Origin of the sequence: Microcoleus sp. T3_D1 (assembly GCF_036700405.1) — a bacterium.
Lineage (GTDB): Bacteria > Cyanobacteriota > Cyanobacteriia > Cyanobacteriales > Microcoleaceae > Microcoleus.
The window spans coordinates 93,650-108,746 of sequence record NZ_JAUBOV010000008.1 but is presented as its reverse complement, the minus strand read 5'-3'; the positions used below and the strand labels follow the sequence as shown (position 1 = coordinate 108,746).

17 protein-coding genes are annotated in these 15,097 nt (G+C 46.0%); 4 read left to right on the top strand and 13 right to left on the bottom strand.

The features are described from left to right. Positions 1–118: 118 nt before the first annotated feature. The 5 genes from QT992_RS06315 to QT992_RS33555 all read right to left on the bottom strand — a co-directional run bounded on the left by QT992_RS06315 (position 119) and on the right by QT992_RS33555 (position 2,013). A complete protein-coding gene (locus QT992_RS06315; RefSeq protein WP_333335040.1) occupies positions 119–742 on the bottom strand; it encodes a type II toxin-antitoxin system antitoxin SocA domain-containing protein in 624 nt (207 codons plus the stop codon). A 141-nt stretch (positions 743–883) separates the two neighbouring features. Continuing rightward, on the bottom strand, positions 884–1,111 hold the full coding sequence (locus QT992_RS06310) for a hypothetical protein (protein ID WP_445250970.1): 228 nt from the start codon (positions 1,109–1,111) through the stop codon (positions 884–886). Beyond that, positions 1,101–1,439: a DUF6972 family protein gene (locus QT992_RS06305; RefSeq protein WP_333218586.1), complete on the bottom strand. Its 339-nt coding sequence runs from the start codon at positions 1,437–1,439 to the stop codon at positions 1,101–1,103. Before QT992_RS06305 ends, QT992_RS06310 begins: the two co-directional genes overlap by 11 nt. A gap of 150 nt (positions 1,440–1,589) precedes the next feature. Beyond that, entirely contained in the window at positions 1,590–1,868 is a 279-nt protein-coding gene (locus QT992_RS06300) for an ISAs1 family transposase (RefSeq protein ID WP_333335038.1), read from the bottom strand. Positions 1,869–1,920: 52 nt separating this feature from the next. Further along, positions 1,921–2,013, bottom strand: coding sequence for a hypothetical protein (locus QT992_RS33555; protein ID WP_445305280.1), 93 nt, complete (start codon positions 2,011–2,013; stop codon positions 1,921–1,923). Between the two features lie 241 nt (positions 2,014–2,254). Between QT992_RS33555 and QT992_RS06295 the strand changes: the two genes are divergently transcribed. Further along, positions 2,255–3,178: a fused MFS/spermidine synthase gene (locus QT992_RS06295; protein ID WP_333335035.1), complete on the top strand. Its 924-nt coding sequence runs from the start codon at positions 2,255–2,257 to the stop codon at positions 3,176–3,178. A 443-nt stretch (positions 3,179–3,621) separates the two neighbouring features. On the opposite strand, the gene QT992_RS06290 is transcribed toward QT992_RS06295, so the two are convergent. The 4 genes from QT992_RS06290 to QT992_RS06275 form a co-directional block, all read right to left on the bottom strand. Further along, positions 3,622–3,774, bottom strand: coding sequence for a hypothetical protein (locus tag QT992_RS06290; protein WP_333335032.1), 153 nt, complete (start codon positions 3,772–3,774; stop codon positions 3,622–3,624). After that, complete coding sequence (locus tag QT992_RS06285) at positions 3,771–4,199, bottom strand: heavy metal-responsive transcriptional regulator (protein ID WP_333313665.1); 429 nt, start codon at positions 4,197–4,199, stop codon at positions 3,771–3,773. Before QT992_RS06285 ends, QT992_RS06290 begins: the two co-directional genes overlap by 4 nt. A gap of 103 nt (positions 4,200–4,302) precedes the next feature. Then, entirely contained in the window at positions 4,303–4,596 is a 294-nt protein-coding gene (locus QT992_RS06280) for a hypothetical protein (protein ID WP_333335029.1), read from the bottom strand. Positions 4,597–4,950: 354 nt separating this feature from the next. Continuing rightward, positions 4,951–5,121 (bottom strand): hypothetical protein, encoded by a 171-nt coding sequence (locus QT992_RS06275; RefSeq protein WP_172186391.1) that lies wholly within the window; start codon positions 5,119–5,121, stop codon positions 4,951–4,953. A 167-nt stretch (positions 5,122–5,288) separates the two neighbouring features. On the opposite strand from QT992_RS06275, the gene QT992_RS06270 reads away from it, so the two are divergent. The 3 genes from QT992_RS06270 (at position 5,289) to speA (ending at position 9,880) form a co-directional block, all read left to right on the top strand. Then, complete coding sequence (locus tag QT992_RS06270; RefSeq protein WP_333313663.1) at positions 5,289–5,879, top strand: DUF3611 family protein; 591 nt, start codon at positions 5,289–5,291, stop codon at positions 5,877–5,879. Positions 5,880–6,036: 157 nt separating this feature from the next. Then, the gene (locus QT992_RS06265; RefSeq protein WP_333335026.1) at positions 6,037–7,185 is read left to right on the top strand and encodes a helix-turn-helix domain-containing protein; all 1,149 of its coding nucleotides are present in this window, start codon (positions 6,037–6,039) and stop codon (positions 7,183–7,185) included. Between the two features lie 685 nt (positions 7,186–7,870). Further along, positions 7,871–9,880: a biosynthetic arginine decarboxylase gene (gene speA / locus QT992_RS06260; RefSeq protein WP_333335023.1), complete on the top strand. Its 2,010-nt coding sequence runs from the start codon at positions 7,871–7,873 to the stop codon at positions 9,878–9,880. A gap of 391 nt (positions 9,881–10,271) precedes the next feature. Here speA and QT992_RS06255 read toward each other — a convergent pair whose 3' ends face one another. The 4 genes from QT992_RS06255 to QT992_RS06240 all read right to left on the bottom strand — a co-directional run bounded on the left by QT992_RS06255 (position 10,272) and on the right by QT992_RS06240 (position 15,076). Further along, the gene (locus QT992_RS06255) at positions 10,272–11,435 is read right to left on the bottom strand and encodes an NDP-sugar synthase (protein WP_333313657.1); all 1,164 of its coding nucleotides are present in this window, start codon (positions 11,433–11,435) and stop codon (positions 10,272–10,274) included. Between the two features lie 317 nt (positions 11,436–11,752). Next, positions 11,753–12,568 (bottom strand): segregation/condensation protein A, encoded by an 816-nt coding sequence (locus QT992_RS06250; RefSeq protein WP_333313656.1) that lies wholly within the window; start codon positions 12,566–12,568, stop codon positions 11,753–11,755. Between the two features lie 787 nt (positions 12,569–13,355). After that, complete coding sequence (iscB, locus tag QT992_RS06245) at positions 13,356–14,627, bottom strand: RNA-guided endonuclease IscB (RefSeq protein WP_333335018.1); 1,272 nt, start codon at positions 14,625–14,627, stop codon at positions 13,356–13,358. A gap of 209 nt (positions 14,628–14,836) precedes the next feature. Beyond that, positions 14,837–15,076, bottom strand: a complete 240-nt coding sequence (locus QT992_RS06240) for a LapA family protein (protein WP_333335016.1) — start codon at positions 15,074–15,076, stop codon at positions 14,837–14,839. Between the last annotated feature and the right edge of the window lie 21 nt (positions 15,077–15,097).

The following is a 15,097-nucleotide window of genomic DNA, read 5'->3' as shown; positions in this document are numbered from 1 at the left end:
AGTTTTTGTAGCTTGTAGGGGTCGAGCGCGATCGTAATGAAATAGCGATCGCCCTTCCTTTCCCAACTTGTCCCAAAGCGCGTGAAGCGCAGCTATCCCGTAGGGAATCGCCCTTATATTATTTAGAGAAAAAACGACCAGAATAATATTTTTTCATCGATTCTTGAGAAATAATGGCATGACAAGATTCGTCTCTCGGCAAATTCCCTCTCGCTTCCAGCCAAGGCATTTCACTGCAAATCATTCGTTCCAAAGTTTCATCATCATACTCAAAATATGCCTCAGCAACTTCTTCGATAAATTGCCCAATTTTTTGGGGAAGTTTCGGTTGTTCGATTTTCTCTGTAATTGGTTCCCAGCTAAATTGGCGTTGATACTTCTCCAATAAATCAGGAATCACCGGCCCGTGAATCCAGGCTTGAAAATCTGCATCAAAGAGTGGCTTGCCGTAAACTCCTAAATACCAAGCTTGAGCGTAATACAAGAGTTTTTGTAGCTTGTAGACGTTGATTGCTACATTATTTTGCGAAGCTAACCAAATGAAAGCATTTGCAATATCTCGATCGCTAATTTTTTCCGAATTAGTTGCAACCGCAACAACTTTCAGTTGACCTTCGCCTATCTGTTCCAATAGTTCAGAAACTGACAAGTTAAATTCTCCGGCAATTTGCTCAACTTTTTGCCAGACTGGAGAACTCACAGTTATTTGATATTCAGTTGTTATTGAGGTAGCTTGGGTCATGGCAGTTTTTAAAGCTGACTTAAATAATTGTAGCAAACAGTGCGGAATAATGACCTAATAGCGATCGCCCTTACGTCCCAAATTGTCATAAAGCGCGTGAAGCGCAGCTATCCCGTAGGGAATCGCCCCTACATGAATTATTCAAACTAACTCCGACACGCTCAGCCGCCCTTCTACGGGTTCATACTCATCCTCTAAAAGCCAATACTGCGCCTCATCATAACTCTGACTAGAAAACACAACTTTATAACCCTCAGCCGGATCGTATATCCGACAATTTCCCTCAGCGTCACTTAGTAACAAAAGCAGATAAGGCGGTGAAAGATTTGGATCTATCCATACCTCTGTAAATTCCCAGTTATTCTTCACTAAATCGGCTTCGAGGCGTAACGTGGTATCGGTTTTCTGCATCAACTTTTATTTCTCCGTAGTAAAGTAAAAGACGGCTACCATCCGGGTCAACTCTATAACCAATTGATTCAGCAAAAAACATACCATAACGATCGTAGCCCCGAATCGTACCTGTAAATTCTCCATCTTCTATTATGGCTTGAGCTACCTGATTCATAGTAGCCTCATCGTTAAAAATATGAGCAGCACGTCCTTTATTAAGCAGTCTTCTCATTTGTGGCGTGTCTGGCAAGTGTTTAGCAATGTGCCTGCTGTCAAGAGTGATTTGGCGATTAATTCCACTCATTAATTAATTACTGAGCATACAACTATGATTAAATCATGCGATCGCCCTTACATCCCAACTTGTCACAAAGTGCGTGAAGCGCAGCTATCCCGTAGGGAATCGCCCCTACATGAATTATTCAAACTAACTCCGACACACTCAGCCGCCCTTCTACGGGTTCATACTCATCTCGCTCATTACATTTTTTATCTCTTTTTTTTGACCTAACACTAATTGATGAGATGAAGACCATGCAGTGACTATATGTAGCGCTTTTTGCTGGTCATTTCGGTCATAAGATTGTTTCATTGTTTTGCCATCAATGGCAATCACGTTTAGTTCTAATTCCCCGACTATCGCATTTACCCAACTCAAAAAACATTCTTGAAACTGCTGCGGTTCAATTCGGGCAAATAAGGACACTAAACCTGTCATCAGATGGTATACCATTCGGTAATTATATAAAGCTTTTTAACCATTCATATTTGGCGTTACCATAGGCTTATATTCCTACCCATCCGTCTGCACCGCTGATGATAGCTAGAATCGCGATCGCGATAATATCTTTGAGCAAATGTTCTTTACTTCTTTCTATTCTTGGCTATTTCAAGTTGGCAAAATGTTCTAAAAAACTGGCATTTAAAAGATTCAGTGAAGGCAATGAATCTGTTTATTCTTGTTGGAAACTTACAGCTTTACTAAAACCTCTTGCCATTGATCACACTCATGAGCTACCATAAACTACATAAAAAATTAGTCGGATATAACTGTAGCATATTTTGGGTTAAAGTTAAGATGCGTTTACCCTGAATCTAAAATCTTAAATCTAAAAGCGTATGACTGATTATAAAGGCGATCGACAAACTAGCAATTTAGCAGCTATTCACCAACAAATCAATTGGCTTCAGCAACAGCCAGATGGCATCCTATTTCAACAAAACTCCGGCGCCAACTGCATCGCCGTAAAAAAAATAAACTCAGTGCTACTACTGCTTTTAGCAGACAGAGAAACCTTAATCACAAATGTAGCTCAATCAATCCTAGACCTCAACAATCCACTAAATTTAATCTTTCCCTATTCCCGATCCGTGTTGCTAGCATTAGTCTGGAAAACTCACCCAAAAAAAATATATGTAATTGGATTTGGTGGCGGCACCCTCCCCAGAATTTTCCACCACTATTTCCCTAACGCGATAGTCGAATGTACAGATATTGACCAAAAAATAGTCCAAGTAGCTCAAAAATTTTTTGGCATTCAATTCGACGACAGACTCAAAGTAGCCATTCAAGACGGGCGCGAATATCTAGCCCAACAAGATTCCCCAGTAAAAAACGATATAATTATCGTGGATGCTGGTTTTGGCAGCGGCTATATGCCCTATAAATTGGTGACACAAGAATTTTACCAACTGTGCAAAACTCGCTTGTCAAGCGCAGGTGTTCTAGTTGTCCACCTGTTCCACAAACAAGAGTTTAATGCGGCAGCGGTGAAAACAATTCAAACTGTGTTCGCACAAGTTTATATATGCAATTTAGAAACCGGCAACAGCGTTGTCATTGCGACTAACGCTCCCGATTTAGCTAAAAATGAAATTTTCTTGAAAGCCGAACTTATTCAAGATTTCCACAATTTAGGATTTTCCTTAATAGAAATGTCGCTCCAGCTAAAAAAAGTAGCCCAATTGCCGGAATGGGTGAAAATTTGGGAAACGCTGCCAATTTTTACAGATGCTGAAATACCCGCCGGATATTTGGACTGAGAAATATAGCAATCCTAAATGATTCAGATAAATTTGTAGGGGTAGTGCGACCCCTACTCCCCGTGCCTACCCCCTATCTATCGGGCAACCACGGGGGGATTGCCCCTACAATAATTATGCAAATGATTTAGGAGTGCTATATACACAATTAGGGCTGTTAACGGCATCCGACAAAAAACTCTAATTGTAGGGTGCTTATGGGGACACCATCGGGCTGTAGAGTGTTTATGGGCGCACCACCGCTATGCCTTTAGCAAATCCCAATCACTCAACAGTTGATACTACGAAACATCGCTCTAAAAAATACTTGACAGTGAAAATCTGGCGGTGTATTATAGAAGTAGTGCAAACAATTAAAAATATGAGACTAAAAAGTTGGGAGTCTCCTCGCAGCGAGGGTAGAAACTCCAAAGGTAAAGGCGGCTCAGCCAGGGCTCGGCAACTCAAAAAGCAACAGCAAACTCTGCGAAAACAGTTAAAAGCTCAGCACGATCGACCAAACCACCCACAAAACCACCAACAAAACCACCCACAAAACCATCAAGGGAAGGAAACCAATAATTCCTTCCCTTTTTTTGTATCTTTCCGCTGCTCAATCCCGCTGAATGTTCGGACAAATCGTGCTAGTAATGCTCGCCTGCGAGGGTTGCTCCTGCCAGCAGTTGAGAATGCCTTGCAACTCCCCCTTCAAAGTTTCTAAGGCTGCAATTTGCACGGAAATTTCCTCTACCTTAGCCGTTAGATGCTGCTTCGCTTCAGAGCAAGGCAACTCTCCCCGATCGCGAACCTCTAAAATATCCTTAATTTCCTGAAGGCTCAAACCCAGAGTCTGAGATCGTTTAATAAACGCCAACCTGTTGAATACAGTTTCGCCAAACAAGCGATAACCCGCGGGCGATCGCTCCACCGCAGGAGACAGCAAGCCCATCTCCTCATAGTAACGAACAGTTTTCACCGACAAACCGCTACAGGCAGCTACAGAGCCAATTTTGTACAGTTTCTCGGCAACAGAAATATTCATAAACCAAGCATCCAAGATCGAAAGACTTTCTTGCCCTATCTTTTGGTGCCTCAGATCCAGGGAGTCGATCGGCACATCGCCCAGTCACCATTGCCCGGTAATCTTAATAAGGAGGATTTTTTTTAGACACATTAAGCACCGGTAACTGAGGTCTAGAAGAGTGAGGAGGAAGATAGTATTCGGGAGCAGGTGCGGGTTGTTCGGCTCCAGATCGGTAAAATTGCCACCAGCGGAGAGCCATCGCCACCCCAGCCGTACCCAGCCCAAAAGCCAATAAAGAGCCACTCGCACCCATGCTGCCGATGGCGGCATCGACAACGCCCACTGTCACAACAAAGCTGGTAATTGGCTCTTTACGGTAAGCTGACCTCAAAAGTCGCGTCCACGAAGCATTCATTTGGTTTTACTCTGTTCTATATTTATTTACAAGCTCTAAAACTTAGAGTTGGCGGAACGATCGGGATTTCTAGCTCAAAGACTAGCTTCACCTAAATTCATCTTCTCGCCTGTGGGGAATTGTACGGGAGCGAGGCAAAATTGCCAAGCTTGTCAAATCAAAATTCCACCCCATATATACCTCCAAAAGCCAGCTATTGCATTCGGGAACAGAACTCTCTCGACAGAGAAGTCGCTGGGCTTGTTTCTAATTAATATTTTAATCAATTCCCGAATTTGTCGCGGTCAGCAGAAGTCACACCCGCTGCCGGAAGAGTCAAGACAAAGTGTGAGGCTGACCGCGCCATTGCTAAAATTAGTTGAGACCTAACCAGGACAGCAAGCCCTGGCCTGTGACATACTCGATAATTAAAGTTAGAGAAAAACCGATCATCGCAGCTCGACCGTTAAGGCGTTCCGCGTAGCTGTTGAAGCCAAACTTTGGCTGTTCCAGTTTGGGAGTGACGGTGGGTTGTAGTTGTGTCATTGCTTTGGGTACCTGGCGATCGACGCTATTCAAATGTGAAATCCAATGTTAGTTACAAATCTTAAACATTGCTACTTCTATTATAAAGAGGGTTAACCGCCGTCAACCGTCCCCGAAGAGAAAAAACTGCTGCCAACTAATGCCAATTAATTATACCCGCTCAAAATATGACTAATCAGTTAGATAACGATAAGCTTCCTGTCGCCGTACAGCGAGTAGCCTTTGCCCTTCGTACAACAGGCTGGGTTTGCTTCTGGGTACAGTTAGTGCTAGGGGTGGTAGCGGCGATCATTTTGCTCTTTGCCATCCCCTTCGCCCTCCCCAGGGCTACCGCCGGTGCGGGTTCAACCAGTGCCGGCACCGGCGGCGGCGTATTTTTTGCCATTTGCGGCCTCGCCGTACTCGCTTACAGCGTATATCGCTCTTTCCGCTTCACTCGCTTGTCGAGACAACTGCGATCGCCCGGTAACGCTGTCCGCCCCAAAAAAGCAGACACCATCAAAGAGGTGCGGCTGGCACTGATGAGTAACTTGTCAGGAATGATCCTGACGCTGATCGGCGCAGAAGCCATCAGCGGCACGCTTTTAGCCAAATCTCTAGCTCAGCCGCAAGCTTTGTTTGGTGCCGCAGTTGATGTGGGCCGATTTATTCAGCCCCTAGATATATTTGTCGTACTCGCCAATACTCACGCCACTGTTGCCCACTTTGTCGGGATTTTCGGGGCTCTTTGGTTGCTCGATCGCATCCACAAACAATAGTTATTGGTGAGGGGCAACCGATGCCCGATGCCCGATGCCCGATGCCCTGTTTGGCCGATGCCCCACACTCCCACTCTCCCCCAACCGGCATCCGGAATCACTGCCAACCAGTCGAAGAACGTACTCAGATACCTTCTACTAAGACAACATGAATATCATGGCACTGAAACCCGAGGCTTATTTTGGGGTGACAGATCACCCAACTATTGAAATTTCTCAAGAAAGTTTTCGTTCTGTCCTAGGTCAAATAGAAGCTGAACTCCTATGTAGTGACACCTATAGCCAAGCTCTAGCTAGCTTGCAAACAATGTTGGGCGAAGCAGCCTCCGCTGCCGAAATTTTAATTAGAGCAGTTAGCAGAGAAGCCGTCAAGCTCGCATTCGATCGCTTTCCCAAACAAAACAAAATTGAACCGCAAGTAGCCCAAGAGAGTTTTACTGCTGTAAGTCCCGCCTTTGAGACGGTGACAGAAATTCAAGAATTGGAGCCACCAGTAGCTGCTCCTGTCTTCTATTGGCGCAGCGCTACTGTGGAAGCGCCGCCCCAAACCGAGTCCGACACTGAAACTTCCGATCGAGACACCAACACTTCTGAAGACAGCAAAGAAGCGCCCCAAGACGAACTTAAAGTCGAGTCGGCTCCACCTGCAACTGTCACCGTCCCCGGAAAATCCTTCCCAGGGTTTGGTTTTCCCAAAAAGCCGAAAAAACTCACCAAGGAAGAAGAAGCAGCTTTAGCCGTTCAAGAGCGAGAAGAGTGCCTGCGGGAGTTGGGTAAAGAATTGCGTAAGGGACGGCAAATTCGCTCCCTATCCCTGCTGCAACTCCACAGTCAAACTCTCGTGCCGGTGCACCACATCGAATCGATCGAAAATGGGGAAATCGACAAACTGCCCCAAGATATTTACGTTAGAGGTTTTATCCGCAGACTGGGCGACGCCTTGGGACTAGACGGCAGCGCTATGGCGAATGCTTTGCCCAAACCCGCTCCGAGTCCAATTCCCAGTATGTATGTGTCTGTTTCCGATTCCGACTCAGGCGAAGGCTTTCAAATGCGTCCGGTGCATTTGTACATCGGCTACACCGCTTTGATGGCTGGGGCTGTAGGGGGTTTGGGTTGGCTGTCGCAGCAACCCGTGATCCCCGGAGCACAGGCAGTACCTCAACCGCAGGTGGCACCGCCAGCCTCAGTTGCACCGGCTCAGAAGACCCCAGAAAAAGCACCTCAACCGGGCTTGAAGAAGTCTAATAACGGGGGATTGAGGATGGGGGCTGACATGGCGCCGCCGGAGGTGATTTTTGGTTAGTGTGTGTCGGGCGAGCGATCGTCCGACAACTCTCTTGGCGCAGGTGAACTCTGAAACCGAGTTTCAGAGTTCACCTGCATAGGGACACTTGCTTGAAGAAATAAGTCCCGCAAAGCAAATACGGTTGAGATTGTAGTTCAATCCCCGCTTTTCATCTATTATCTGTAGAGTCAATTCTAAAATCTAAAATCTAAAATCTAAAATCTAAAATCGCCAGCCCCTGTACCCAAAGTGATTTTTCAACTGCATCAGGAAACTCGATATCTGCGATAAACTATCTATTTGACCACTCCTAAAAGAGGTTTCCCATAAGGTCAGTAACGAGCGGGCTAAAGCCACTGAGCTTGTAAGAGAGATCAAGCAAGCTGTGCTGACCAGCCTAAGTCTTAGCTGACTACGTTATTCAGGTCATAACACTCCTTGAATGCGACGCTAGTTTTCCGCTCTGTTGTTTACAGTTAAACAGTCTTAAAGTCACTCTCGACAGTGCTGTAAGCGTGACAAGCCTTTATAACCTTGGCGAAGCGAACATTACCCCGAAAGGGAGACGGGGCAACCATACCCCGTATTGGAGAGGCAATCATACCTCTCCAACCCCGCAAGGGGATTCAAGGCGATTGAAATCGCCGCGCCGTTTTCCTCTCTTGGCTCAAGCCAGTGAGTTTCCCACTTACCGAGTATTTTTATGAGTTCCCCAGCCACCGCTGCTTTCTCCGATCTCGATCCGCTATCGACTCACTCGCCAACAGTCACGAGTTCGGCGGCACCAGACACTGCTTTGGTAACGGCGGCTCAACTGCCACAAGCATCTTGGACTATAGAAGATAGTGAGAAACTCTACCGAATTCAAGGTTGGGGCGAACCGTATTTTTCGATCAATGCAGCCGGTCACGTTACAGTATCTCCCAAGGGCGATCGCGGCGGTTCCCTCGACTTGTGCGAACTGGTAGACTCTCTCAAACAGCGAAATTTGGCTTTGCCCCTGCTGATTCGATTTTCTGATATTTTGGAAGACCGGATCGAGCGCTTAAATTCGTGTTTTGCCAGAGCGATCGCTCGCTACAATTACAAAAATGTCTATCGCGGTGTCTTTCCAGTTAAATGCAACCAGCACCGACAATTAATAGAAGATTTGGTGCGTTTCGGTCAACCCCATCACTTCGGGCTCGAAGCCGGCTCGAAACCGGAATTAATGATAGCTTTGGCTACCTTAAAAAACCCAGGCGCTTTATTAATTTGTAATGGTTACAAAGACCGCGAATACATCGAAACTGCTATTTTGGCGCAGCGGCTAGGGCAAACTTCCGTAATTGTGCTGGAGCAAATAGAGGAAGTAGAACTAGCAATCGCCGCCAGCAAAGCATTAGGAATTAAACCGATTTTGGGAGTGCGAGCAAAACTCACTACCAAAGGCGTTGGCCGCTGGGGAGTTTCCACGGGCGATCGGGCAAAATTTGGCTTGACAATTCCTGAAATTATCCGTGCAGTCAACGAACTAGAAAAAGCGGGAATGCTCGATTGTTTGCAGTTACTGCACTTCCACATCGGCTCTCAAATTTCCTCAATTAGCGTCATCAAAGACGCCATTCGAGAAGCCAGCCACATTTATGTAGAATTAGCTAAATTGGGAGCTAATATGAACTACTTGGACGTAGGCGGTGGACTCGGCGTTGACTACGACGGGTCTAAAACCAACTTCCACGCTTCCAAAAACTACAATATGCAAAACTACGCTAACGACGTAGTAGCGGGAGTGAAAGATGCCTGCGACGAGCGCAAAATCCCGGTTCCCATTATCATTAGCGAAAGCGGGCGGGCGATCGCTTCTCACCAATCAGTATTAGTTTTTGACGTACTCGGTACTAGCGATGTCCCCAGAGAAGTACCCGAACCAGTAGATGAAAACGCGCACCAAATTCCGCGCAATCTCTACGAAATTTACCAATCTATCAGCCCCGAAAATTACCAAGAAGTTTATCACGATGCTATCCAATTCAAGGAAGAAGCAGTCAGTTTATTTAACTTAGGCTATTTGGGAATTGCGGAACGGGCGAAAACCGAACAGTTGTACTGGGCTTGCTGCGATAAGATACAGGCGATCGCGCGGCAAAATGAATACGTATCTGACGATTTGGAAGACTTAGAAAAGGTGATGGCGTCCATTTATTACATCAACTTATCTGTTTTCCAGTCAGTACCCGACAGTTGGGCAATTAACCAATTGTTCCCTATTATGCCAATTAACCGACTCGACGAAGAACCAACTCAACGCGGTATTTTAGCCGATCTTACCTGCGACAGCGACGGCAAAATCGACCAATTCATCGATTTGCGAGATGTGAAGTCGGTTTTGGAACTGCATACTCTCAAACATGGAGAACCGTACTATTTGGCGCTATTTTTGGGCGGTGCTTATCAAGAAATTATGGGCAACCTTCACAACTTATTCGGCGATGCCAATGCAGTTCACATTCAGCTAACACCTTCTGGCTACCATATCGAACACGTTGTGAAAGGAGACACTATGAAAGAAGTCCTCAGCTACGTACAGTACGATTCAGAAAATTTGGTTGAAAGCATCCGCCGTCAGACAGAAGCCGCTTTGCAGCAAAATAAAATTACTCTTTCCGAGGCCCAACTTTTGCTGCAAAATTACGAGCGGAGTCTCAGCCAATATACTTATCTTCAGTCGTGAAATGTAGGGTGCAACTGACATCTTGCAGCAATATCAATAAGAGGATTTTTCGTGGGGTCGGGCGGGTTTATAGAACCTATTTGCAAGCTTTAAGGCTGTTGGCGAACCCGCCCCTACGGCTAATTGAGAATGGTGCAAGATGTAGGGTGCAACTGAGATGTTGCACCACTGTCAATAAGCCTTTTATGAACAGGCTTTCCGGCCTGTTCCACAAGAATATCTACTCTTTGTGGAACAGGCCGGAAAGCCTGTTTTTGAGAATGGTGGAAGAGGTGAGGTGCAACCTAAGCACATTACCATAATTGAAAGCTGAGCTCATAAACGTAAAAGTAGGGTGCGGCTAGCGCACCTTACCTTGAGCAATTACCAATTAGCAATTAGCAATTAGCAATTATCCACCATTACCGAGAATTTCAGATATCGCGCGCCGCTCTTCTCCGTGTTGAGTCGGTAAAACTTGGCGAGCGTCAGTAATCAGCCAATCGAGAGCCGCCGCTTGCAAATCGATCGCAGCCCCGGTTTTATCAACGCAGTAGCGCCCGAACACCAGTTTGTCAACCAACCGCACCTCCGGGCCCAAACGGGAATACTCAAAAATCACGCTGTTTTCCACAGTGGCGCCACTGCAAAGCCAACAATTTGGGCCAATCATTGTCGGGCCGATAATTTTTGCTCCATCCTCAATGATCGTCATCCCGCCAATGTAAACAGGCCCAGTAATATCAACCTTATCCCAGTTGACAGCTACATTCAAACCAGCGTAAATGCCGGGGCGTACTTCAATTCCCGGAATCGAAACATTTTTAACTTGTCCCAGCAGTACGCTCTGAATTGCCCGCCAATAATCAGGAACTTTGCCGATATCCACCCACTCAAAGTCCATGCTAATTCCGTAAAAAGGGGCGCCTGCTGCTACTAGCGCGGGGAATAACTGCGAACCGATATCGTATTCCTGGCCCGAAGGGATGTAATCGAATATTTCCGGTTCAAAAATATAAATACCAGTGTTAATATCGGTACTCAGAGCTTCCTCGACAGAAGGTTTTTCTTGGAAATCTTTAATTTTGCCAGACTCGTCTGTTACCACCACTCCGTAACTGGGAACTTCCTCGCGGGGAACCGATTTCATAACAATAGTAGCGATCGCCCCTTTTTCCCGGTGCCACTTCACAGCAGCAGTCAAGTCCAAGTCAATCAAAGCGTCGCCGCACAGCACTACAAAAGTATCGTCAAAAAACGGCGAGAAGTCCTGAATTCGTTTCATACCGCCAGCCGAACCGACAGCCTCTCCAATCATTTCTCCGTCCTCAATTCGCCCTTCAAAAGAATAGGCAATTTGTACCCCAAACTTTTGACCGTCGCGGAAGTAGTTTTCAATCACGTCTGCCAGGTGAGAAACATTGACCATAATCTGGTCAAATCCGTGCTGGCGGAGCAATTCAACCAAAAACTCCATCACTGGCTTTTGCAGGATGGGAATCATCGGTTTGGGTATTGTCTGAGTAATAGGACGGACGCGAGTGCCTTTACCGGCCGCCAGAATCATCGCTTTCATTATTAACTTCCTCAACCCTCTGTTAATTGATATAAACTCAACAATTAGATGCTAGCGGTTGCGATCGTCGAATCGATCGAGCACAGCAAAATCCTGACCAGTTTATAGGCGACATCGTACCAGGCTATCAATCATTTATCCCCAATTTACCTAGATTTAAGAAACCAGGAATAGGGAATCACCAAGAACTTCGCACTGCCGCTCTCCGCATTCGGGGCTCAGCAACAGAATGCCATAGAGCGAGATTCTGCCTGGAATCTTAACCGACGCAGTGGCATAGTTATTAGTTTCCTCCGAGAAGCTAATCCCCTGCAAGCTCAAAGCGCGCGGATTTTGAGGTCTTGGTAAAACTCCTCTTGAAGCAACTCTACTTTAGACTGAGCCGATAGCAGCAACAACGCCCAAAAAATACCCACGCGGTCATGATTTGGCAAGTGAACTTCCCCAGTCGATACTGGGTGTTCTGGGTTGACAGGAGAGTGCGAGTCGTTATGATGCCAGAGCTCTAGCAATGTGTCCAAGTCCAGCCAACCCTCGTCAATTTCCGCGCCCCGCTGAGCCAGAAACCGTTCGAGTTCACTAGCAGTTTCTACGAGATTTTCTTGGTGAGCTAGCTCAAAGATAGCTTGGGCCGCTTGCGATCGCATTTTTGAGGTAGGGCGACGCCGGGGGGTAACTGTCTGCTGCTCCATTGCTGCTTTCATTAGCTGCAACTGCTCAATCAGTTCTGGGAGAGTCACCGGGCGTTTTTGCGGTAGTTGAGCTACACCGCGACGGCGCAATTGCCGCTCTAAATGCTGCGGCAAGTGTCGCCCGCCTGAGTGCTCTGCGTCTTCTACTGCCGGCTCGTCGGCGTCGGGATTCGCGGGGGGTTCGGAGAGGACGATACTTTCTGCTTTGAGCAAAACCAGCATTGAAGCGTACAAAAACGCTTGGCCGGAGTGGGACAAATCGGAGAAATCCTTACTCTGATCTGCATCGCAGGCGTTCGTAAGCTTGCTAAGACATCGATCGAACACTTCAATTACCTTAACGTCCCAAGGATCGATTTCTCCCCGTTCGGCTAGGTCAATTAAAATTGCGATACCCTCGGAAATCGTTTCTAAGCCATCTTGGTCTCGGGAAACGGCCATTCGATTTTAGATTTTAGATTTTAGATTTTAGATTTTAGATTTTAGATTTTGCCTCGGAGAAAACCAGAGAGCATATCAAATTAATTGGCGGTCATTTCAGTAGTCGTGCCCTCAATGGCTGCTATTTCTAAACTTATCGGTTCTGCACTTTCTAACAAAGGTTGTTTGCCTTCTACTTCGGCTTTATCGGAAAGTTGGGTTTAAAACCCCGTTCTTCTAGAACGGCTTTAATTTCTTAAATCTATTCTAAAAAATCAGGGAATTGCTGGTTTTTTGTAGTATACTGCAAAAGTCCAGGTTAAACTCGCAATGCCCTCGTGAAACAGTTAAGACACACTTTTAGGCACAAACTGGGGACACAGAGCGGCGAAAACTCGCTATACAGCTAGGGGATTAATACATCCTCGTTACCAGAAAACAAAGAACTTTTTCATTTGTTAGGTAGGGTAGGGCATCTCCGAACTCGCTTGTTCAGTATCCTAGTACGCTTTTGGAGACAGACCCAAAGAGGGTGTTGTGAGTTAAGCTCGTCAATTGGTAGTATTTCCTACGGTTGAAAAGTTTAAGAATTGCCGCGAGGACATGGCGCTTAAAGGTTAGTCGATGAATTAAGAATCCCCACGCCTTTAGGCTGGGGAGTGTCAAAGCGTTCAAGATTTTGTTCTAATTCCTGAATCCGCTGCTCTTTTTCGCGAACTTGGCGAATCTCTTGGCGCGAGGCGAGGGTTAAGAACTGCTCGATAATCTCTACCCATACCTGGACATTACTACCGTTTTTGTTCAGATATCAGACATAACTGTAACCATCTTTGCGATGGATGGCTTTACAGTAATCGAGCCTTACTGAAAACCGTTTTTTGTTGATAATGAACTCACCTCTTCCATCCGACATAGGGCAGACTCTAGTTGTAAATGTTCCTTGATACTTACCTTTCGGCACATCGGCTCGAACAATATCGCCAGTACAAAAGCCAAAAATTGGACGCAGCGGGCGATGCTTGACTGGATAGCCATATTTATCCGTTTGGCAGCGCTGCCTTCCACCAAAACCAGTTGCAGTGACATTGAGAATGCGCTCTGTTAAGACTTGCAGCGTTTGGGTGATACCCACACAAGCTGCATCCAGCCAGTGAGTTTTTTGCAATCCCAACAAGCGCCTGTTGTATTTGGTTTGTCCTCCTGTACCTGTTGTGACTGGCAAACCTGTTTTTTTGAGTTGATTAAACAATGCCCATCGGGTAGCATTAACGGCTGCTGCATCCAAACAAGGTCGCTTGGCTTGACCTAAGATCCGCTTTAGTAAATCGGGCTTTTTTGAGAGAAACTGCTCAATTAATTTGGTTCCTTTCTTGATGTTGCATTTCTCACAAGCTAAGCACAGATTAGAGATACGGTTGCTACCTCCTTTCGCTCTAGGGTGAATATGCTCGATCTGTAAAGGAACATTTTCAATCCCGCAATAAGCACAGTTTCTTTGCCACTTTTCTAATAAATACTCGCGGCTCTCGTACCCAAACAAAGTGCCTTGTTGGTATTCGCACCCGCTAATCTCTGGATTTTCTAGCGCTTGCGTGTCAAACTTAACTAACTCCTGTCTGATTTCACCAATAGGAGCAAATTTACACAGACGCTTGACCCAAGTTTCTGTGGTTAAAACCCGATGCCTTAAACTTGGTGCTAGCCACCCTTGAGGGCGCGAACGGTTCAGAAAACGCGGCTGGCGGTAGCGTGTATTGCGGTTTCTCCGACCTCTCCGTAAAGACCTACGAGAGTCAAGAGCTAGTTTAATTTGTTGCCCGCGATGCTTCAATTCCATCCCCCAAATAACCTCATCCCGGTCGGTTACAAGAGCAAATCCCGTAACTTTTGAACCCGGATCGATTTTGAGAGTAAGAGGATGAACAACTGGAATATCGATAGCTCGTTTCAGAATTAGAGTAAAGGGATATCTGCGAAAAACAGCAGCTTTACCCTGCTCTAATAATTTCCTTGCCTGTACTGGATGAATTGGATTCATCGGTGTTTTTTGAGCGTCAATGAGAAAAACGTAGTTTGACATCTTCTGTCATCCAATTAAGTAATGTTTGCCTCGGTAATGTTGAGAGGGCTTGTTCGGAACTAGGCACGGGCTTATAAACCTTTCACCACGACTTTTTAACCTAGTTCGACAGGGCAGAAAACTGGCGTTTATTTTCTGGTGTCATGACCCTCCCAACGTAGGCTTCGGAAAGCCTTAACCTGCACGTTCGTTACTCCGGGTAGAAGTTTCTACTTCTGTCCAGATTTGGGTAGGTTTTTACGAACGGTTCGCTGCATTCTCGACCACAGACTGAACAGCCACGCTAGTGTTGCCCCTAATCCGGTCGCTACAATTAGTTCTACGCACAGCGGAGCTTTAACTTGGACGCCTTCGATAACTTGAATCGCGACTGGCTGTGTATTTTCGATGCTGAATAATACTAGAGCCAAGCAAATCAGAAAGATGAAGAAGAAATTTAGCGATCGCATTTTCTCTGTTCCTAATTCTCA